The sequence below is a fragment of the Exiguobacterium sp. RIT594 genome (assembly GCF_003339585.1).
GTDB lineage: Bacteria > Bacillota > Bacilli > Exiguobacteriales > Exiguobacteriaceae > Exiguobacterium_A.
The window spans coordinates 775430-796814 of record NZ_QPKF01000001.1; the positions used below are offsets into that span (position 1 = coordinate 775430).

Annotated in this window: 18 protein-coding genes; 17 read left to right on the plus strand and 1 reads right to left on the minus strand. The window is 46.7% G+C overall.

The genetic code is table 11. The features are described 5' to 3' along the window. The first annotated feature begins 7 nt into the window (after positions 1–7). The 17 genes from rbfA (at position 8) to DVG79_RS03935 (ending at position 20845) form a co-directional block, all read left to right on the plus strand. Positions 8–349, plus strand: coding sequence for a 30S ribosome-binding factor RbfA (gene rbfA / locus DVG79_RS03855; protein WP_012370706.1), 342 nt, complete (start codon positions 8–10; stop codon positions 347–349). Between the two features lie 51 nt (positions 350–400). Then, on the plus strand, positions 401–1309 hold the full coding sequence (truB, locus tag DVG79_RS03860; RefSeq protein ID WP_114595526.1) for a tRNA pseudouridine(55) synthase TruB: 909 nt from the start codon (positions 401–403) through the stop codon (positions 1307–1309). 17 nt (positions 1310–1326) lie between these two features. Then, the gene (locus DVG79_RS03865; protein WP_114595527.1) at positions 1327–2256 is read left to right on the plus strand and encodes a bifunctional riboflavin kinase/FAD synthetase; all 930 of its coding nucleotides are present in this window, start codon (positions 1327–1329) and stop codon (positions 2254–2256) included. A gap of 123 nt (positions 2257–2379) precedes the next feature. Next, positions 2380–2649, plus strand: a complete 270-nt coding sequence (gene rpsO, locus DVG79_RS03870) for a 30S ribosomal protein S15 (protein WP_012370703.1) — start codon at positions 2380–2382, stop codon at positions 2647–2649. Between the two features lie 135 nt (positions 2650–2784). Further along, a complete protein-coding gene (gene pnp / locus DVG79_RS03875; protein WP_114595528.1) occupies positions 2785–5004 on the plus strand; it encodes a polyribonucleotide nucleotidyltransferase in 2220 nt (739 codons plus the stop codon). 78 nt (positions 5005–5082) lie between these two features. Next, positions 5083–6324, plus strand: a complete 1242-nt coding sequence (locus DVG79_RS03880) for a M16 family metallopeptidase (RefSeq protein ID WP_114595529.1) — start codon at positions 5083–5085, stop codon at positions 6322–6324. A 64-nt stretch (positions 6325–6388) separates the two neighbouring features. Further along, positions 6389–7852, plus strand: a complete 1464-nt coding sequence (locus DVG79_RS03885; protein ID WP_114595530.1) for a UDP-N-acetylmuramoyl-L-alanyl-D-glutamate--2,6-diaminopimelate ligase — start codon at positions 6389–6391, stop codon at positions 7850–7852. Continuing rightward, complete coding sequence (locus DVG79_RS03890) at positions 7849–9108, plus strand: lipid II:glycine glycyltransferase FemX (RefSeq protein WP_114595531.1); 1260 nt, start codon at positions 7849–7851, stop codon at positions 9106–9108. The genes DVG79_RS03885 and DVG79_RS03890 overlap by 4 nt, the downstream gene beginning before the upstream one ends. Beyond that, complete coding sequence (locus tag DVG79_RS03895; protein ID WP_114595532.1) at positions 9108–9770, plus strand: M15 family metallopeptidase; 663 nt, start codon at positions 9108–9110, stop codon at positions 9768–9770. Before DVG79_RS03890 ends, DVG79_RS03895 begins: the two co-directional genes overlap by 1 nt. Positions 9771–9923: 153 nt before the next feature. Next, positions 9924–11588, plus strand: coding sequence for a ribonuclease J (locus tag DVG79_RS03900; RefSeq protein WP_114595533.1), 1665 nt, complete (start codon positions 9924–9926; stop codon positions 11586–11588). A gap of 71 nt (positions 11589–11659) precedes the next feature. Further along, positions 11660–13825: a DNA translocase FtsK gene (locus DVG79_RS03905; protein ID WP_114595534.1), complete on the plus strand. Its 2166-nt coding sequence runs from the start codon at positions 11660–11662 to the stop codon at positions 13823–13825. 232 nt (positions 13826–14057) lie between these two features. Continuing rightward, entirely contained in the window at positions 14058–15077 is a 1020-nt protein-coding gene (locus DVG79_RS03910; RefSeq protein ID WP_114595535.1) for a BMP family lipoprotein, read from the plus strand. A gap of 222 nt (positions 15078–15299) precedes the next feature. Next, on the plus strand, positions 15300–16019 hold the full coding sequence (locus DVG79_RS03915) for a GntR family transcriptional regulator (RefSeq protein WP_012370694.1): 720 nt from the start codon (positions 15300–15302) through the stop codon (positions 16017–16019). 128 nt (positions 16020–16147) lie between these two features. Next, positions 16148–17221, plus strand: a complete 1074-nt coding sequence (locus tag DVG79_RS03920) for a BMP family lipoprotein (protein WP_114595536.1) — start codon at positions 16148–16150, stop codon at positions 17219–17221. 65 nt (positions 17222–17286) lie between these two features. After that, positions 17287–18816, plus strand: a complete 1530-nt coding sequence (locus DVG79_RS03925; RefSeq protein WP_114595537.1) for an ABC transporter ATP-binding protein — start codon at positions 17287–17289, stop codon at positions 18814–18816. After that, complete coding sequence (locus tag DVG79_RS03930; RefSeq protein WP_114595538.1) at positions 18813–19886, plus strand: ABC transporter permease; 1074 nt, start codon at positions 18813–18815, stop codon at positions 19884–19886. The genes DVG79_RS03925 and DVG79_RS03930 overlap by 4 nt, the downstream gene beginning before the upstream one ends. Next, on the plus strand, positions 19886–20845 hold the full coding sequence (locus DVG79_RS03935; protein WP_114595539.1) for an ABC transporter permease: 960 nt from the start codon (positions 19886–19888) through the stop codon (positions 20843–20845). Before DVG79_RS03930 ends, DVG79_RS03935 begins: the two co-directional genes overlap by 1 nt. A gap of 103 nt (positions 20846–20948) precedes the next feature. Here the strand turns inward: DVG79_RS03935 and DVG79_RS03940 are convergent, their stop codons facing one another. Beyond that, on the minus strand, positions 20949–21197 hold the full coding sequence (locus tag DVG79_RS03940; protein WP_012370689.1) for a ferredoxin: 249 nt from the start codon (positions 21195–21197) through the stop codon (positions 20949–20951). Positions 21198–21385 lie beyond the last annotated feature (188 nt).

Sequence of the window (21385 nt, forward strand, 5' to 3'; positions counted from 1 at the left end):
ATATAGAATGAGTGTACGTTCCAACCGTGTAGCAGAACAGGTGCGTAAAGAAATTACGCAAATGTTGATCAAAGATGTGAACGATCCGCGTGTCAAGGCGGTGACGGTAACTGGTGTTGAAGTCACAGGTGACTTACAACAAGCAACGATCTTTTATTCGGTGCTCGGTGATGAAACGGTGCGTGAAGAAGCGCGCGTTGGTCTTGAAAAGTCAAAAGGGTTCATGCGTAAAGAAATCGGATCACGGATCCGTTTACGGAAGACACCTGAATTGCTGTTTGAGATCGATACATCTGTCGAGTACGGATCACGGATCGATGAATTGCTCCGGAACTTGAACAAGGATTAACAAGACAAGGGCAACCACACCTGTGGTTGTCCTTTTTTAGGAGGGACGAGGATGGAACCCATCGGAGTATTACCGTTAGATAAACCAGCAGGTATGACGAGTCACGATTGTGTTTTTCGACTGCGTCGCCTTTTCCAAACAAAAAAAGTCGGACATACCGGAACGCTTGATCCGGAAGTGACAGGTGTCTTGCCGATTTGTCTCGGACGAGCAACGAAGCTTGCGCGCTTCATTACGGACGAAGGAAAGAAGTATGTCGCAGAAGTGACGATCGGCTATGCGACGACAACCGAAGATGCCCACGGGGAAACCGTTCGGGAAACGCCGGTTCCACCTGATGCATTTACGGAGCAGCAAGTCGATGAAATACTCAATCAACTGACCGGACAGCTGGAACAGACACCGCCCTATTATTCGGCCGTGAAAGTAAACGGGAAAAAATTATATGAATATGCCCGTAAAGGCATCGAAGTGGAACGACCGACCCGGATCGTCCAAATCGATACACTGGACCGAACATCTGAATTGACTTTTAAAGACGGTGTCTGCCGTTTTCAAATCGAGATTGCCTGCGGAAAAGGCACATACATCCGGACACTTGCGGTTGAAATCGGTGAACGGTTAGGTTATGCGGCTCATATGAGTGAGTTGCGGCGGACGAGCTCGGGTGCGATGTCCGAAACAGAAGCGGTGACACTTGCAACACTTGAAGCCTGTGAGACGGTGGAAGAGCGGATGCAGTACGTTTTACCGATTGAACAAGTCATTCAAAAGTGGCCGCGGTTGACTGTAGACGCCGAGACAGCCGCCCGTGTCTTGAATGGTGCCAAGTTACCAGGCATTCCGGTCGAATTTGAACGCTTTACTGTCTATAATGAAGAGGGCATCCCTTTAGCAATCTATCGGCTTGATTCCGAAATCAATATGGGACGCGTGGAAGTCATGTTACAAATCGATTAGGATCGGAGAGATCAGGAATGGACATCATTCATTTAACATATCCAGAACAACCAGTAGAAGATCCGGCTGTCATCGCACTCGGTTTTTTTGATGGCGTACATCTTGGACACCAACGTGTATTACAAACCGCAATTGAAAAAAGCCGCGACTTACATCTGCCGGTAGCGGTCATGACGTTTGATCCGCATCCGAAACAAGTACTTGGTAACGGCACGGAACAGATTCTCTACATTACACCGCTGGACCGGAAACTCGAAAAGATGGCGCAACTGGGCATCGACCGGGTGTATGTCATTGAATTCACGGTCGCTTTTTCAGAGTTGTCCCCACAAGACTTCGTTGACCACTATTTAATTGCTGCCGGAGCACGCCACATTGTTGCAGGATTTGATTATTCGTATGGACGGTTCGGGGCAGGCAAAATGGCGACGCTTGATTTCCACAGTCGTGGACGATTTGATCATACGATCGTTTCAGAACACCAGGCAGACGATGAAAAGATCAGTTCGACACGAATTCGTCGTTTACTCGCAGATGGCGCCGTCGCAGAGGCAGCCCTGTTGTTAGGTGAGCCGTATCAAACGAAAGGGATTGTCATTCATGGTGACGCCCGCGGTCGCCAAATTGGGTTTCCGACCGCCAACATCCGCCCGGAATTTGCTTATGTCATTCCGAAACTCGGTGTTTATGCGACGTTTGTTCATCTAGAGGATGGGCGGAAATTTCCGGCAATGACGAACATCGGACGGAGACCGACGTTTTATGAGACGGGAGAAGTCAGTATCGAAACTCACCTGCTCGCATTCGACGAAGATTTATATGGACAGGAACTGAAGCTCGAATGGATGGCTTACTTACGGGACGAACAAGCATTCGATGGAATCGAGAGTTTAAAAAATCAACTTGCCCAAGATAAAATTCACGCGATGCAGGCATTAACGGTTTGACAGACGGTGACAGGTTCGTTATGATGGGTCAGTACGAATACGTACAGCCGGTTGGCTTGGCATCAGGTCTCACCATCCGATGCTCGGCAATACGGTCATTCAAAAGATGGAGGTGGAGTGACAATGGCACTCACTAAAGAACGTAAAAATGAAATTATCGAAGCTTATGCTACGAAACAAGGCGATACTGGTTCGCCGGAAGTACAAGTTGCTGTTTTAACTGAACAGATCACAACTTTAAACGATCACTTACGTACACACAAAAAGGATCACCACTCACGTCGTGGTCTCTTGAAAATGGTTGGTCGTCGCCGTAACTTGCTCACATACCTTCGTAACAAGGATGTTTCACGTTACCGTTCATTGATCGAGCGTCTTGGTCTTCGTCGCTAATCCGAACAGATCAACAAGGAAGCAGGAGCATCGTCTCCTGCTTCTTTTTTTTGCCGATTCATGGACATTTGACGCAAGAACATCCATAATTAGATTTGAATGAAAAAACGGATAGAAGTGAGAGGGGATTTGTGCATGTCACAAACAAAGCAGACGTTTTCGACCGAACTCGGTGGACGTCCATTAACAATTGAAATCGGTCAACTGGCCAAACAAGCAAACGGAGCAGCATTGATCCGTTACGGTGAGACGGCAGTCCTTGCGACGGTCGTAGCATCAAAACAACCGAAAGACTTAGATTTCTTCCCATTAACAGTGAATTATGAAGAAAAATTATATGCAGCAGGTAAGATTCCAGGCGGCTTCCTAAAACGTGAAGGACGTCCGGGCGAAAACGCGATTTTGACATCACGTTTGATTGACCGTCCAATCCGTCCCTTGTTCCCGGATGGATTCCGTCATGACATCCAAGTCGCAACGACGGTCTTATCTTCAGATGAAGACAATTCACCAGAAGTCGCAGCGATGATCGGGGCTTCCATTGCCTTATCGATTTCAGACATTCCATTTGATGGTCCGATTGCAGGCGTGACGATTGGTCGCGTGAACGGTGAGTTCATCATCAACCCGACAATGAGTCAAGCAGCTGAAAGTGATATCGACCTTCAAGTTGCCGGAACGAAACATGCGGTCAACATGGTCGAAGCCGGAGCAAAAGAAGTGTCGGAAGAAGCAATGCTTGAAGCGATTCTTCTCGGACATGATGTCATCAAGGCATTGATTGCGTTCCAAGAAGAAATCGTCGCAGCCGTTGGTCAAGAAAAATTCGCCTATACGGTTTCTTCGTTTGACGAGACACTTGTCAATCGCTTGAAAGCCGATGCACTTGCAGAAGTGACGATGGCCGTTCAAGTCGAAGAAAAACAAGCACGCGATCTTGCCATTAATGAAGTCATTTCGAAATATATCGATCAGTACGCAGCAGATGACTCGATTACGGAAGCGCAATTAGCAGAAGTATCGGGTGTCTTGAACAAATTCGTCAAAACAGAAGTCCGTCGTTTGATTACAGAAGACAAAGTCCGTCCAGACGGTCGTGGTCTTGCTGAAATCCGTCCGCTTGACTCGGAAATCGGATTGTTACCACGTGCACACGGTTCAGGTTTGTTCACACGTGGTCAAACACAAGTCTTGTCTGTTGCGACGCTCGGTGTCGCAGGAGATGCGCAAATCATCGATGGACTTGGACTTAAAGCAGAAAAACGTTTCATGCACCATTATAACTTCCCGCCGTTCTCAGTCGGAGAAGCTCGTCCGATGCGTGCACCGGGTCGTCGTGAAATTGGTCACGGAGCACTCGGGGAACGTGCACTGTTACCAGTTCTTCCATCAGAAACAGATTTCCCTTACACGATTCGTCTTGTATCAGAAGTACTTGAATCAAACGGTTCATCTTCACAGGCGTCGATTTGTGGATCAATCCTTGCCATGATGGATGCAGGTGTGCCGTTGAAAGCACCGGTTGCCGGAATTGCAATGGGCTTGATTAAAGAAGGCGAAAACTATTCGATCCTGACAGATATTCAAGGGATGGAAGATCATCTCGGCGATATGGACTTTAAAGTCGCAGGAACGAAAGACGGAGTGACTGCGCTTCAAATGGATATGAAGATTGGCGGAATTACGCGTCAAATCTTAGAAGAGGCGCTTGAACAAGCACGTCTCGGTCGTTTACACATTCTCGAACACATGAATTCAGTCATTGCTGAACCACGTGTCGAGTTGTCTAAATATGCACCGAAAATCGTCACATTGAAAATCAATCCGGATAAAATCCGTGATGTGATTGGACCCGGCGGTAAAGTCATCAACAGCATCATCGATGAGACGGGTGTTAAAATCGATATCGATCAAGACGGAACAGTCTTTATCGCGTCAACGGATCAAGACGGCATCAATCGTGCTCGTCAGTTGATTGAAGATATCGTCCGTGAAGTCGTCATCGGAGAAGAATTTGACGGGACAGTTCGTCGCGTCGAAAAATTCGGTGCTTTCGTCGAACTATTCAAAGGAAAAGATGCTCTTGTACACATTTCGGAATTAGCACTTGAGCGTGTTGGCCAAACTGAAGATGTCGTCAAATTAGGCGATAAATTGAAAGTCCGTGTCACAGAAGTCGATGACAAAGGACGTGTCAATGCATCGCATAAAGTATTGCTTGTTGAAGGTATGAGTGCGGAAGATCGTGCTGCATACGATGAAAAGAAAAAAACAGAGCGTGACAGCCGCCCGCCGCGTCGGGATACTGGATCTCGCCCACCACGTGACGGACAACGTCCACCGCGTCGTAACTAATGAAAACAAAGGTGGCTCAACGGTGCGAATACGTGCACCGCGGGCCACCTTGTTTCATATTTCAAGGAGGAATGAACGATGGTCGAAAGACTTGTATTAAAGAATGGGGTTCGAATCGTCAGTGAACGGATCGAGAATGCCCGGAGTGTAGCAACCGGTATTTTCATCAAAGCCGGTTCGCGGACGGAAACAAAAGAAGAACATGGCATCAGCCATTTGATTGAACATATGATGTTTAAAGGGACGAAAAAACAATCGGCAAAAGAAATTGCCGTTTATTTTGACCGCTTGGGTGGTAATATTAATGCATTCACGAGTAAAGATCAGACCTGTTATTATGTAAAGACATTGGATGAACATGCCATCACGGCGTTTGATGTCCTCGCTGACATGTTTTTGGAGTCGACGTTTGACGAAGAGGAACTGGAAAAAGAAAAGCGGGTCGTGATTGAAGAAATTAAAATGTATGAAGATACACCGGATGATTTGGTACATGAACTGTTAGCCGTTGCGGCGTATGGGGAAGATGTCATGGCCCGACCGATTCTTGGTACGGAAGAAAGTGTCAAGCAACTCAGCCGTCAAATGATTGTAGCCTACCTGCAGGAAGCGTACGCACCGGAACAAATCGTCATCTCGGTTGCAGGGCATGTGACGGACGAACTAATTACACAAATTAAAAATCGATTCAGTACACTGCAGGCAAGTGAAACCGTCCGCCAGATTGAAGAACCGATTTTGAAAAGTGACTCGTTGCAGAAGGAAAAAGACACGGAACAAGTCCATGTTTGTTATAATTTCCAGGCAATCCCTTCCGCTGACGATCGTTTGCCGACGTTAGCCTTACTCAATAATGCGTTCGGTGCGACGATGTCAAGCCGCTTGTTCCAATCGATTCGCGAAGACCGTGGATTAGCCTATTCCGTCTTTTCGTACTATACGACGTTTGATGATCATGGCACGTTTACGATTTATGTCGGAACATCAAAAGAAACGCTGGAAGAAGTTGAAACCGTTCTTTCGACGGAAATCAAGCAACTGCTCGAACATGGTCTGACGACGAAAGAGCTCGAAGATGGAATCGAACAATTAAAAGGATCGCTGATTTTAGGAAATGAGAGTATATCCAGTCATATGAACCGTAATGCCCGGAATGAACTCCATTTAGGAATGCATCCGACACTGGAAGACGTCCTTGCAGAAGTGGAACAGATTACGTCTGCTAGCGTTCAGGAAATGATTGCCTATATCTTTAGTGAGCCACCGGCTAAAGCTTACATCTTGCCGGAAATCGATGAGGCAGACCTTGAAACCGAGTAAGCCTTACCCTACACTGAAATAGCATGTAACTGAAAAACAAGTTGTTGAGAAAGAAGGAATACCCTTGAATTTAGCTGAACTAATCGAAGTCATTCAGACTCAAAAAACGGAACGTATGGTAGAGGCAGTCGTGACGTCTTTAACAACCGATTCACGTGATGTGAAGCCAGGTACATTATTTGTCGCCATTAAAGGTTATACAGTGGATGGACACGATTATGCCAAACAGGCCGAAGCACAGGGGGCTGTCGCTATCGTGTCGGAACGCCTGCTCGATGTGACGATTCCTGTCATTCTTGTCAGAAGTACGACCCGGGCGATGGCAGAACTTGCCGGTAAGTTTTATGATTACCCTTCTGAAAAGATGCGGATGATCGGAATCACCGGAACGAACGGAAAAACGACGACGACGACGATCGTCCGGGATGTCTTGGCTCAGTTGGGCCGGAAAACGGGAATCATCGGTACCGTCGAAGTCAAAATTGGTGACCGGGTCGTCCCGAGTCGCAATACGACACCTCAAAGTTCGGAACTGCAAGCCTTTTTCCATCAGATGCACCAAGAAGGCGTCGAGGACGTCATCATGGAAGTCTCCTCACACGGATTGGAGCTTGGACGGGTGACCGGAACAGATTTTGACGTGGCCGGTTTTACAAACTTGACACATGATCATCTCGATTTCCATAAAACGTTCGAGAATTATGCACGGGCAAAAGGCTTGCTCTTCGCACAACTCGGGCAACGGCTATCCGATAAAAAAGTCGCAGTCCTGAATGCAGATGATGAGATCAGTCAGTTATTTGAGATGATGACGGGTGCCCGTGTCATGACATACGGGATTGATCAACCGGCCGACTTGATGGCTACAAATATTACACAAACGCTTCAGGAAACAACATTTACGATGGTCTATCAGGAACAAACGGTCGAACTGACGGTTCAATTCATCGGTCGATTCAACGTCTATAACTTACTGCTTGCCACAGGCATCCTTCTTTCAATCGGCTACAGTTTAACTGAGATTTCGAATGCGATCACTCAGATTCAGCCGGCAAAAGGTCGGATGCAACGTTTGCCGATTGACGGTTATAACATTTATGTGGATTATGCGCATACGCCGGATGGTATCGAACAATGTTTGAAAGCATTAGTTGATGTTCCAAAAGAAAATATCGTCTTTTTAATTGGAACAGGCGGTAATCGGGATGTGACCAAACGGCCGATGATGGGACAACTTGCCTCGACGTACGCGGGAACAGTCGTCATCACGACGGACGATCCCCGTTTTGAATCGTATGAGTCGATCACATCCGGAATCGCATCCGGTATGCTTCACGATCAATTCGTTGAAATCGGAGACCGGGAAGAAGCAGTCCGCTACGCAGCGAGTCTCGCTCGACCGGACAACATCGTCATTCTAGCAGGAAAAGGGCATGAAAAATATCAAATCATTGGGGATGAGAAGACACCCCTCGACGAAGAAGTACTCGTCAAAGAGATGATACGCCAATTGGAGGAAAAGAAGTGACTTATCAACAACTTGAAATTGAACAGGCGCAGTTTGAACAGTTTGTAAAAACCCATCCGAAAGGAGACCTTTTGCAGCTACCTGCTTGGGGATCCGTCAAGGCGGCAACTGGCTGGACACATGAGCGGATTGCGGTCGGAACGTCAACCGGTCAACTGGTCGGCGTCGCGCTGTTGTTATTTAAAAAAGTTCCGAAATTACCGTTTACATTATGTTATGCTCCCCGTGGATTTGTCGTTGATTATACGGATCAGGCAGCCGTTGCGGCATTACGGGATGCGGCGATTCGAGTCGCAAAAAAACGAAAAGCGATTACGATTAAACTCGACCCGAACGTCGACCGGACGGAATATCCGAACTTGCTTCAAGAAATGAAGGAACTCGGATTTAAGCACAACGGATTCGGAGGCGGATTTGATTATGCGCAACCGCGCTTTACGATGGAGACGAGTCTTGAAGGATCGGAAAAAGAAATCTTTGACCGTTTTCATTCCAAGTTTCGTTATAATGTCCGTTTGGCCGAACGAAAAGGAATTATTTGTTACGAAGCATCGCGGGACGAGTTAAAAACATTTGCGAACCTGATGGTCGAAACAGGAGAACGCGACGGATTTTCGATTCGCGGTCTCGATTATTTTGAAAATCTCTACGATCATCTGCGTCCGACTGGAGATGCGGCATTGTTTTTAACTAAACTGGATGTCGTCCGGGCGCTTGAAAATACGGAAGCCGCCTTATTACAAGCAGATAAGGAGTTAACAAAAATTCATCGACAGTTGGAAAAAGAAACGGTCGAGAAAAAAATCAACAGCTTAAATAATCGACTCGAACAGACGACTGCCCAGATTGAAAAGGCAGAGAAGTCCAAAACTGAACTGATGGCGATTGCGGCAAAACATCCAAACGGAGTGATTCTTTCGGGTGGTTTGTTGACGCTTGCCGGTCGCCGGTCGTATTACCTATACGGTGCCTCGTCAAATGAATACCGTGAATTCATGCCGAACCACTTGATGCAATGGACGATGATGCGTCATGCGAAAGCGCACGGAGCCATTTCATATGACTTCGGAGGTGTGAGTGGATCCACGGATCCGGACGATCATTATGCCGGGTTATACGCCTTTAAATCAGGTTGGGGCAGTGAAATGATTGAAAAAATCGGAGAATTCGACTATGTCCTGAACAAGCCGTTATACTTGTTGCTTGAAACAGGATTGCCGATTCTTCAAAAACTCCGGAAGAAGTTACGCCGTTAATGAAACGGGGAACAATCTTCATCTGGATTTTGTTCCTGCTGGTCATGTTTGCCATCGGATCCTTTCTTGCCGCGTCTACTAATCGGATGCCAAGCATTTTGATGGATCAGCCGGAGTTGGGACTGGAAAGTTGTCCACGAGACCGTGCCGGCGAGAACCGTCTCATTAACGACAGTGCCAATCAATTGAAGCAACTTCATCCGGCCGTCCGTACCGGTGCGGAGGATTTGATTCGTCTCAGTCATTCCTGCTACAACATTGATATCCGGATCACACAAGGGTATCGGACAAAAAAACAGCAGGATGCACTGTATGAACAAGGCCGCTCACAAGCAGGAGACGTAGTGACCAACGCGCGCGGTGGAGAATCGATGCACAATTATGGTTTAGCGATTGACTTCGTTCAAATGATAGACGGAGATATTTCTTACGATTTAGAATACGACGGAAATCAATCAGGTAAAAGTGACTGGCGTGAGGTGGCTGCTGTCGGGAAAGCGCTTGGCTTTGAGTGGGGTGGCGACTGGAAACGGTTTGTCGATTATCCGCACTTCGAGATGACATTCGGTTATTCCTTGAATGAGCTTCAAGCAGGCGAGAAACCGAGCCGGCAGGAAAAAGCAAACCGAACAGAGGAAATCGAGAAGCTGTTGAATCCGTAAAACGAACATCGTGTGGACCGAAAGAGTGGTCACACGATGTTTTTTTTCGTTTTCACCATCCCTGTTGTTGGCAGAATGGCAAAGTTCGGCTAGAATAGTGATAGTGATAAGTGGACGGCTCACGAAAAGTGAATATAAATAGGAGGTCATATCGTGTCAAAGAAAAAGACGGAAAAGGTAAGCGTCTTTGCTCTTGGTGGCGCCGGTGAAATCGGTAAGAACATGTACGTCGTCGAACTCGACGAGGACATCTTCGTAATCGATGCCGGGTTAATGTTCCCAGGAGATGAGATGCTTGGAATCGATAAAGTCATTCCAGACATTAGTTATTTAAAAGAAAACAAAGAGCGGATTCAAGGGATTTTCATTACTCATGGACATGAGGACCACATTGGTGCCCTCAGTTATGTCTTACGGGACTTAAAAGTACCGGTTTATGGAACACGTTTAACGCTTGGTTTGATTGAAATTAAATTAAAAGAAGCCGGTTTATTGAAAAAGGCAGATCTTCGTCCAATTGATGCCAAGACGAAATTAACCGTAGCAGGTCACTTCATTACGTTCTTCCGCGTTAATCACTCGATTCCGGATGCAGTCGGGGTATGTATCCAAACATCGCAAGGGGCGATTGTCCATACGGGAGACTTTAAATTTGACTACACACCAGTCGATGGCAAACAAGCTGATTTCGGGAAGATTGCCGCAATCGGTCAGCGTGGTGTCCTGTGTCTCTTATCGGACTCGACGAATGCCGAACGTCCTGGAATGTCCGGCTCAGAATCAACGGTCGGTTCCGAACTGAATGATGTCATCTACGAGGCACCAGGTCGCGTCATCGTAGCTTCATTCGCATCAAACGTTCACCGTCTGCAACAGGTCTTTGCAGCGGCAGAAGCGAACAACCGGAAAGTTGCAGTTGTCGGTCGCAGCATGGTCAATATCGTGGAGGTCGCTCAACGTTTGAACTACTTGCGCTTTAAACAAAAAACGTTGGTTGAACTGTCGGAAATCAATCGACTTGATGACAATCAAGTTGTGATCTTAACGACGGGTTCGCAAGGCGAACCGATGGCAGCTCTCACACGCATGGCACGGAATGCGCATAAGCAGGTTAACATTCGCTTAAACGATACAGTTGTCGTTGCAGCGTCACCGATTCCCGGAAACGAGAAATCCGTTTCGAAAACAATTGATCTCTTGTTCCGCGCCGGTGCAAACGTCATCTACAACCAGCGGAAAGTTCATGTATCCGGTCACGGACACGCAGAAGACTTGAAGTTGATGCTGAACCTGATCAAACCGAAATTCTTCGTTCCCATCCACGGGGAGTTCCGGATGCAAAAGGCTCACAGCCGTTTAGCACAAACGGTTGGTGTCAATGCGAACAACATCTTTATCATCGAAAACGGGGATGTCGTCGAGTTTGAAAAACGGAAAGCCCGGATGTCGCGTAAAGTGAACGCCGGAAACGTCCTGATTGACGGAATCGGTGTCGGGGATGTCGGAAACATTGTCTTACGTGATCGTCGTCTGTTGTCACAAGATGGTGTTGTCCTCTGTGTGATTACCATCAGCCGAAAAAATAAAACGATTGTCTCCGGGCCAGAAATCATTTCCCGCGGATTCGTTTATATGCGCGAATCAGAAGATATGATTAATGAAGCCAACCGTATCGTTGCCAAGCAATTGCAAGGGAAATTGACTGGTGAGCTCGACTGGACAGAAATGAAATCATTGATTCGTGACAAGTTAAGTTCATACTTGTATGAACAGACGAAACGTCGTCCGATGATTTTACCAATCATCATGGAAATTTAACAAAAGGAGCGACTCAGGGAGGCCGATGGATGGTCAGCTGAGTCGTTTTTTTATCAGGAGGTCAGAGAAAGATGGCAACAGCAAAAAAAGGACCGGTCCGGAAAACATCACCACAAAAGCGCTCCACGGCGAAAAAACGGCCACCCGCGAAAAAACAGCGTCAACCGATCCAATATCGTACATATGCAGCAATCATCGCGGTCCTTTCGTTGCTGGCGTATGTTTTAGCACTTGGACAGTTTGGACGTGTCGGTGAAGTACTGGCCGAGTTTGCGAAAGATCAGGTCGGACAGTTTGGTTCCCTCCTGTACGGTTTAATCGGTGGAATGCTGTTACTGATCTTATCAAACCAAGAACGGGTAGCCAAATGGGCCTGGTCCTCCTTAATTTTAGGTGGATTAATCTGGATTGATTTGCTACTCGGTCAACCGCGTGGTGCCATGAATGCATGGCTCTATCAAGGTTCTTCCTATTACATCTCTAGTTTTGGGGCATTTATGATCGGTTTATTTCTGATTGTGACAGGGATTCATCTCCTTCAGCCGACATTTTTCAGTGAACTGGCTTTCGGGGTCAAGGAACGGATTCAGGAATTCCGGCAACGCGAGCGGCAGACAGTAGCAAAAGAAAGTCCTCAGAAAAAGAAACCGACCCAGTCAGAAACGCTGGAACAACCGGTTGATAAAAAGAAAACATTGAAAAAACAAGCCGTCGAAGAACTCGTGCCGGAAGAAGCACCGGTCAATCTTCAAGATGTACCAATCATTGGATTTGCGGATCATGTCGAACCACAAGCGAAAGAACCGCAAGGACCGTTGACGATGACGGAGACACCGGACGGATATCAATTGCCGTCGCTTGATTTACTGTCAGAACCCGTCACTAAAGATTTATCAGGCGAAAATAAACGATTAAAAGACAATGCGACGAAACTGATTGCTACGTTAAAGTCGTTTGGAATTGGAGCAAAAGTCTTAAAAATCCATCTTGGGCCAAGTGTGACGAAATATGAGATTGAACCGGATCAGGGTATCAAGCTAAGTCGAATCACCGGACTGGCCGATGATTTGGCACTTGCGCTCGCAGCAAAAGATATCCGGATTGAAGCACCGATTCCCGGAAAAGCTGCCGTCGGAATTGAAGTGCCGAACCGTGAAGTCGCGATGGTCTCTTTACGAGAGGTCTTAGGGGCGGAAAGTGTCCAGGCAGACCCGGACCGCTTACTCGTTGCGCTTGGTCGAAGCATTTCCGGTGAGACGGTCACAGCGAAACTGAATAAAATGCCGCACGTCTTAGTCGCCGGTTCAACCGGATCCGGGAAATCGGTTTGTATCAACGGGATGATTGTCTCGATTTTAATGCGGGCTCGACCGGATGAAGTCCGGCTGATGATGATTGATCCGAAGATGGTCGAACTGAATGTCTATAACGGGATTCCCCATCTGCTCGCACCTGTCGTGACGGATCCGAAGAAAGCGGCACAGGCTTTAAAACAGGTCGTTTCGGAAATGGAACGGCGGTATGAAATCTTTAGCCAAAACGGAGCACGGAATATCGAAGGCTACAATGCCTTGATCGATAAGATGAACGCAGAGGAAAAAGTCCACCAACGTCTGCCGTATATCGTCGTCATCGTCGATGAGTTAGCCGACCTGATGATGGTCGCCTCAAACGAAGTCGAAGATGCCATCATGCGTCTCGCTCAGATGGCGCGGGCCGCCGGGATCCATATGGTCATCGCGACACAACGGCCAAGTGTCGACATCATTACCGGCGTCATCAAGGCCAACATCCCGTCCCGGATCGCTTTCAGCGTTTCCAGTGGGACGGATTCCCGGACGATTCTTGATACAAGCGGAGCAGACAAGTTGCTCGGACGAGGGGACATGTTATTGCTCGGGAACGGAATGAATAAACCGGTTCGTGTCCAGGGAGCATTTTTGTCAGATGAAGAAGTCGAAACAATCGTCAATCATGTCATTTCCCAACAAAAGGCACAGTATGTCGAGGCGATGATTCCGAAGGATATTCCAGAAGGGGAGACGGAAGTCGACGATCCGTTATACGATGAAGTTGTTCAGTTCATCTTGACGCAAGAGACAGCATCCACCTCGATGATTCAACGGAAATACCGGATCGGCTACAACCGGGCCGCCCGACTGATTGATGCGTTGGAAGAAAATGGTTTGATTGGTCCGTCTGAAGGATCAAAACCGCGTCGTGTCATGGGGCATTAACGGTTGAAAGAGGAGAGAGCCACCTGAGGCTTTGTCCTCTTTTTTCAGGTAAAAACCAAAAAACGAAAACTTAAACCGTTTTCATCAAAATAGTTGTCAGACGTCTGTTGATTTTGTGCGGGATATTTGTCATACTCAGTCATATGAGTTGGCGTACCCGATAAAGGTACGTGAGCGACTTTTTCACAAATAGATAATGAAAGCGCTCACATTACAGGAAGAGGAGTTGGCGATGATGAAAAAACAGTATGCATTCGCATCAATGATGACTGTTGCGACAGTCGGATTAGCAGCATGTGGAGGTTCGGCGGACAACGATTCAAATAAAAAGGAACAGTTTTCTGTAGCGATGGTTGCCGATAAAGGCGGAATCGACGACAAATCATTTAACCAGTCGGCATGGGAAGGGCTTCAAGCGTACGGAAAAGAAAATCAGCTTAAGCAAAATGAAGGCTACTCCTATCTTCAGTCTAAGTCCCAACAAGACTACCAACCGAACTTGTCCCGACTCGCACGAGGCGGGGAAGATTTAGTATTCGGAATCGGGAATACGTTTAACGAAGACATCGAGACTGTAGCGAAACAATTTAAGGATACTCAATTTGCCATCGTCGACAATGTCGTACCGGGTAAAAATGTGACATCAATTACGTTCAAAGAGAACGAAGGCGCTTATCTTGCAGGAATTGTCGCAGCCATGCAGACAAAAACGGACCATATCGGATTTGTCGGCGGCATGAAGATGGATGTCATTGAGCGATTCCGTGCCGGATTCGAAGCAGGCGCGAAATCCGTTAATCCAAAAATCAAAGTCGACGTCCAGTACGCTGAGGACTTTGCAGCACCGGAAAAAGGACAGGCAATCGCAGCCGGAATGTACGGAAAAGGCGCAGATATTATTTTCCCGGCTGCCGGCGGAACAGGAAACGGTGTCTTCACAGAAGCGAAGAACCGTAAGAAAAACGGCGAAGATGTTTCAGTCATCGGAGTCGACCGGGATCAAAAAGAAGAAGGGATGCCGGAAGACGTGACGTTGACATCGGTCATCAAGCGCGTAGATCGTGCGGTTCAGGATACAGCCAATGCGGCGAAAGACGGAAAACTAACGGGTGGGAAAACGATTCGTTACGGTTTAAAAGAACAAGGTGTCGATTTAGTAGAGTCAGACAAGCTGTCAAAAGAGACATTGAAAAAAGTCGAACAAGCTAAAAAAGCTGTTGTTGAAGGAAAAACAGTTGTCCCTGAACAATAAGCGATAGGTGGAAAAGGGGTATTCTTAGGTAGAATGCCCTATTTTCTTCCAATCTTATTTACGTTATGAAAAGGGTTACAAAAGCGCCAGAAGTCAGACTTCTAACCTGTTACAAAATGATTGCAGGATTGAGTCCGGCATCATATACTTATCTTGGCTGGAGTTCTCATACGTCAGAAGTCTGAGCACTGGTTACAACTAGATAGAGGATGGAGATGCGTCATGTCGATTAAATTAGATCATCGTTTGCTTTATTTACGTGTGATTGAAAAAATCAAGTCTGACATCGATGACGGCGTTTACAAGGAAGGCGAAAAGTTACCTTCAGAGTTTGAACTTTCAAAGCAACTTGGCGTTAGTCGAGCGACTCTTCGAGAGGCTTTACGAATTCTTGAAGATGAGAACATTGTCATCCGTAAACACGGTGTCGGTACGTTTATCAATGCAAGACCACCGTTTACTTCAGGGATTGAGGAGCTTTACAGTGTCACGGAGATGATTGCGCGTGCAGGTATGATTCCGACCTCAGAAGTCCTGTCATCAGAAATGGTACAACCAACTGAACGTGATCGAGAACGTTTTCAGTTAGGACCGGATGAACTGGTTTATCGAATCGAACGAATCCGACTTGCGGGAGATGTTCCTGTCGTCTATTGTGTCGATAAGATTCCAAGCCATTATATTAAAAATGAAGAACAGTTTACGTCCTCGACGTCACTGTTTGACGCCCTAGAAAAAGAATTAGGACGCCGTGTCACTCATGCGGTCACGCACATCGAGCCGCGGATTGATCCCAAAATCGCTGAACAATTACATACGGACCAACCGTTACTCGTATTGCGGCAAACGCATTATGATGAGCTTGACCGATCCGTTCTTTATTCAGCGAACTACTTCCGTGCGGATAAGTTTGATTTCCATGTCATCCGTAAGCGTGTCTAACCACTCGTTTTAGGGGTTCCACTGAAAGCGCTTTCCACCTACCTACGTAACGCTCCTCATCACCAGCCTCAGGTGCTTGACGTAGTCAGGAACTTTGTATGACCATATTCGAAAGGGGATTATTTCAGATGAAAAAGAAGTCACTTCTCGCATTAGCAGCAACAGGTTTAGCAATGAGTTCGGTACTCGCAGCATGTGGTGGTAACGATGATTCGAAAGATTCAAGCGGCGGAGACGAAAAAGCAGGCTTCAAAGTAGGTATGGTTACAGATACGGGCGGTGTTGACGATAAGTCGTTCAACCAATCAGCGTGGGAAGGGATTCAGAAATTCGGTAAAGACAACGACTTAAAAGAAGGTACAGGCTACAAGTACCTCCAGTCAGCGAAACAATCGGATTACCAACCGAACCTTCAGCAATTGGCTCGTGCGAAATATGACTTGATTCTCGGTATCGGATTCTTGATGGCAGAAGATATCGGTAAAGTTGCCGATCAGTTTAAAGACAACAACTTTGCACTCGTCGACATGGTCGTTGATAAGCCAAACGTAGCCTCAATCGTCTTCAAAGAAAACGAAGGATCATTCCTCGTTGGTGTTGTTGCCGGTTTGACAACAAAATCAGATAAAGTTGGTTTCGTCGGTGGTGTTAACTCTGACTTGATCAAAAAGTTCGAAAGTGGATTTAAAGCCGGCGTTAAAGCCGTCAACCCGAAAGCAGACATCGAAGTTCAATATGCAGAAGACTTTAACGCTGCTGAAAAAGGACAAGCAATTGCTTCAGGTATGTACGGTAAAAAAGTCGACGTCATCTATCATGCTGCTGGTGGAACAGGACAAGGTGTCTTCACAGAAGCGAAAAACCGTAAGAAAAACGGCGAAGATGTTTGGGTAATCGGTGTCGACCGTGACCAAGTTGAAGAAGGTATGCCAGAAAACGTTACATTGACGTCAATGGTCAAACGTGTAGATACAGCAGTTGAACAAGTAGCAAAAGATACGAAAGACGGTAACTTCCCAGCTGGTAAAGTCGTTGAGTTCGGTCTCAAAGACGGCGGAGTTGATATCGCACCATCACAAGACAACGTAGCGAAAGACGTCTTGACGAAAGTGGAAGACTTCAAAAAACAAATCATCGCTGGCGACATCAAAGTTCCAGCTACTGACGACGAGTACAAAGAATACGAAGCGTCACTGAAATAAACTGGAAGCGGGGGTCGCTAGTACTGCGGCCTCCCCTTTTAAACTAAACATGGGAGTGGATTTTCTTGGAATACGTCATTGAAATGCTAAACATACGAAAAGAGTTTGGCAGTTTCGTCGCAAATGATAACATCACGCTCCAGCTTCGGAAAGGTGAGATTCACGCTTTACTTGGTGAAAACGGTGCCGGAAAATCGACGCTGATGAACGTCTTATTTGGTTTGTATCAGCCTGAGGCTGGAGAGATTCGTGTACGTGGTGAGAAAGTCAATATTACGAGTCCGAACGTTGCGAATGATCTGGGGATCGGGATGGTACACCAACATTTCATGCTCGTTCAAAATTTCACGGTAACAGAAAACATCATCTTGGGTGCAGAACCGAAAGCCGGTCTAAAGATCGACCGAGCAGCGGCACGTGAAAAAGTCCGCCAAATTTCGGAACAATACGGTCTTGCCGTTGATCCAGATGCAAAAATCGAAGATATTTCGGTAGGGATGCAACAGCGTGTTGAAATTTTAAAAACACTGTACCGTGGTGCGGATATTCTAATCTTCGATGAGCCATCTGCTGTTTTAACCCCACAAGAAATCAAAGAATTGATTCAAATCATGAATCGATTGATTGCTGAAGGGAAATCGATTATCTTGATTACCCACAAATTGAAGGAAATCATGGAAGTCGCCGATCGCTGTACGACGATTCGTCGTGGTAAGTATATCGGAACAGTTGATATCGATGAAACGATGACCCAATCAAGACTGGCTGAGATGATGGTAGGGCGGGAAGTAAACTTCAATGCGGAGTATTCCAAGGCAACTCCACAAGAACTTGTACTGGACATCAAAGACTTAGTCGTCAAAGACAGTCGCGGTATCAAGGCAGTAGACGGATTGAACCTCGATATCCGGGCCGGTGAAATCGTCGGAATCGCTGGAATCGACGGGAATGGACAAACGGAGTTGATTGAAGCCATCACTGGTTTGCGTAAAGCAGACAGCGGTGAGATTTTCCTCAATAACAAATCCATCAAGAACTTAAAACCACGAAAAGTGACGGAATCCGGAGTCGGACATATTCCACAAGACCGTCATAAACACGGTTTGGTCCTCGACTACTCGATCGGGCACAATATGGTGTTACAAACGTATTATCAAAAACCGTATTCAAAAGCAGGCATCATGAACTACGGTCAGGTCATGGAAAAAGCAAAAACCTTAATCGAGAAGTTCGACGTCCGAACTCCGAGTCCGGAAACATTTGCCCGCGCCCTGTCAGGTGGAAACCAGCAAAAGGCAATCATCGCCCGTGAAGTGGATCGTTCCCCTGACTTGCTGATTGCGGCACAACCAACCCGTGGACTAGATGTCGGAGCCATTGAATTCATCCATGAACAATTGGTGCTCGAACGAGAAAAAGGCCGTGCTGTTCTATTGATTTCATTTGAATTGGAAGAAATTCTACAGGTGTCGGACCGGATTGCGGTTCTTTATGAAGGACGTACAGTTGCTTTCCTTGATCCAAAAGAAACAAACGAAATCGAACTTGGCTTCTTGATGGCCGGCGGTAAGAAAGAGGAGGTCGGTCGTTCATGAAACTGGAACGTTTTTACGGAATATTGATTCCGATTCTGTCCATCATCCTAGGAATGGTCGTCGGTGCAATCGTTATGCTGGCTGGCGGTTACAATCCGGTTGATGGGTTTGATCAATTGTTTTATGGAATATTCGGAGAGCCCTACAGTATCGGTGAAACATTACGAGCTGCTGCTCCGCTGATTTTTGCGGGTCTTGCTGTCGCCTTCGCTTTCCGGACAGGACTCTTTAACATCGGAGTGGAAGGACAAGTGTTGGTCGGCTGGATGGTTGCCGTCTGGATCGGGATTGAGTTTGACCTCCCGACAGCGATTCACTTGCCGCTCGCGCTGATTGGAGCGGGACTTGCTGGAGCACTTTGGGCATCCATCCCGGGTATCCTAAAAGCAAAATTCCACGTGCACGAAGTTATCACGTCGATCATGATGAACTATATTGCCCTGTATGTGACGAATGATATTTTACGTCACGTCATCGGGATTGAAAACGAACGGACGGAGTCAGTAAAGGAATCCGCTTCACTTGCTTCACCATTCCTGCAAGAATTGACGGATTTCTCACGTCTGCATAACGGGATTTTCATTGCTGTTCTCGCAGCACTCGTCTTTTGGTTCATCCTTTGGAAAACGACGCTCGGTTATGAATTACGGGCAGTTGGTTTCAATAAGAGTGCAGCAGAATATGCCGGTATGGGCGTCAACAAGAACATTGTTCTTTCATTCGTCATCTCAGGTGTATTTGCAGGACTCGCCGGAGCGATGGAAGGATTAGGAACATTCCAAAACATGACGCTGAATGCCTCATTCACAGGTGTCGGATTCGACGGGATTGCCGTTGCTTTACTAGGTGCCAACAATCCGATTGGGGTTGTCCTTGCCGCCTTACTGTTTGCAGGTCTGAACATCGGTGGTCTTTCGATGCAACAAATCGGAATCCCGCCAGAGTTAATTAAAATCATCATCGCGTTTATCATCATCTTCGTCGCATCGGGTTACGCGATCCGTCTTTTGATCGAGAAGTTCACGGTCAAGAAACCCGAAGATAAAAAAGTGAAAGGAGCCGATAAATAATGGGCTTTTTAGAAGTACTGTATATTATCGTACCGATCGCACTTGCCTATTCGGCTCCGTTGATCATTGCAGCACTCGGTGGAATCTTCAGTGAGCGTTCTGGTGTGGTCAACATCGCACTTGAAGGATTGATGGTCATGGGGGCATTCTCAGGTATCGTCTCGGCCTTAACGTTATCGAAGATGGGTTTAGGCGCTGCCAGTCCTTGGATTGCCATGCTGATTGCCATCGTTGTCGGAGCCGTCTTCTCGTTGTTCCTCGCAATTCCGGCCATTTTATTCCGTGCCGATCAGACGGTTCTCGGAGTAGCGATTAATATGTTAGCTGTCGGTCTGGCGATTTTCCTTGTGCGTGCGTTTTATGGAAAAGGACAGACGGATTCGATTCCGAACCGGATTTCGAAAGAAAACGTCCCGTTTTTATCAGATATCCCGGTACTGAAGATGTTTTTTGCTAACGTCTATTACACGTCATACATTGCGATTGCGTTGGCATTCGTCGCATGGTACGTCATCTTTAAAACACCGTTCGGTCTCCGTCTTCGTTCGGTCGGGGAACACCCGATGGCGGCAGATACGATGGGAATCAATGTCACGAAAATGCGTTTCATCGGTGTCATGATTTCAGGTGGTTTTGGTGGTCTTGCCGGCGCTGTTTACGCGACATCGATTTCACTCAACTTCAGTGTCACGACGATTCTTGGACAAGGATTCCTTGCGATTGCAGCCATGATCTTCGGAAAATGGAATCCACTCGGAGCAATGGGCGCAGCCTTATTCTTCGGATTCGCTCAAGCGATTTCGATCATCGGGCAACAGTTACCGCTTTTGGATCAAATTCCACAAGTCTACTTGTTGATTGCACCATACTTGCTGACGATTTTGGCACTTGCCGGTGTCGTTGGACGGGCGGATGCACCGAAAGCTGTCGGTGTACCGTATATCAAAGGAAAACGGTAACGTTTCCTGTCTTATATCACTTTTCTGCGCTCGCCGTAGAAAAGTGATTTTTTTTACGAAAAAAAAGATCTGCTCCTGTAAGAGCAGACCGGTGAGTCGAATATTATTCGTATTTAAGCGCGTCGCCTTCAAATGATTCGTCCGCTACTTTGATAGAATCTGTCGGGCATCCTTCGAAGGCATCGATCATATCATCAAATAACGCTTCTGGAATTTCAGCTGTTCCCTTGTTATCATCTAAAATGACATAAGCCAAGCCCTCGTCATCGTAATCATAAATATCAGGGGCAGCTGCGCCGCAAGCACCACATGCGATACATGTGTCTTTGTCAACAATTGTAAATTTAGCCATCGGTCATTCTCCTCTCGATTCGAAAACATTGGAAACTAAGTACTGTTCTCATCTATAAGTCATTGTATCGGACTCATGCGCGCATTTCAATGAAGAAGAGGCAGAAGTATGTGAATAAACCAATTGAGGGAGTAAAATCGCCGTTACCGATTCTTTAGTAGATTCAACATAGCGTAAATCAGATAGGG

Coding starts and splice junctions, on each gene's coding strand:
- rbfA (WP_012370706.1), top strand. CDS start 8: ATGAGTGTACGTTCCAACCGTGTAGCAGAACAGGTGCGTAAAGAAATT.
- truB (WP_114595526.1), top strand. CDS start 401: ATGGAACCCATCGGAGTATTACCGTTAGATAAACCAGCAGGTATGACG.
- DVG79_RS03865 (WP_114595527.1), top strand. CDS start 1,327: ATGGACATCATTCATTTAACATATCCAGAACAACCAGTAGAAGATCCG.
- rpsO (WP_012370703.1), top strand. CDS start 2,380: ATGGCACTCACTAAAGAACGTAAAAATGAAATTATCGAAGCTTATGCT.
- pnp (WP_114595528.1), top strand. CDS start 2,785: ATGTCACAAACAAAGCAGACGTTTTCGACCGAACTCGGTGGACGTCCA.
- DVG79_RS03880 (WP_114595529.1), top strand. CDS start 5,083: ATGGTCGAAAGACTTGTATTAAAGAATGGGGTTCGAATCGTCAGTGAA.
- DVG79_RS03895 (WP_114595532.1), top strand. CDS start 9,108: ATGAAACGGGGAACAATCTTCATCTGGATTTTGTTCCTGCTGGTCATG.
- DVG79_RS03905 (WP_114595534.1), top strand. CDS start 11,660: ATGGCAACAGCAAAAAAAGGACCGGTCCGGAAAACATCACCACAAAAG.
- DVG79_RS03910 (WP_114595535.1), top strand. CDS start 14,058: ATGATGAAAAAACAGTATGCATTCGCATCAATGATGACTGTTGCGACA.
- DVG79_RS03915 (WP_012370694.1), top strand. CDS start 15,300: ATGTCGATTAAATTAGATCATCGTTTGCTTTATTTACGTGTGATTGAA.
- DVG79_RS03920 (WP_114595536.1), top strand. CDS start 16,148: ATGAAAAAGAAGTCACTTCTCGCATTAGCAGCAACAGGTTTAGCAATG.
- DVG79_RS03930 (WP_114595538.1), top strand. CDS start 18,813: ATGAAACTGGAACGTTTTTACGGAATATTGATTCCGATTCTGTCCATC.
- DVG79_RS03935 (WP_114595539.1), top strand. CDS start 19,886: ATGGGCTTTTTAGAAGTACTGTATATTATCGTACCGATCGCACTTGCC.
- DVG79_RS03940 (WP_012370689.1), bottom strand. CDS start 21,197: ATGGCTAAATTTACAATTGTTGACAAAGACACATGTATCGCATGTGGT.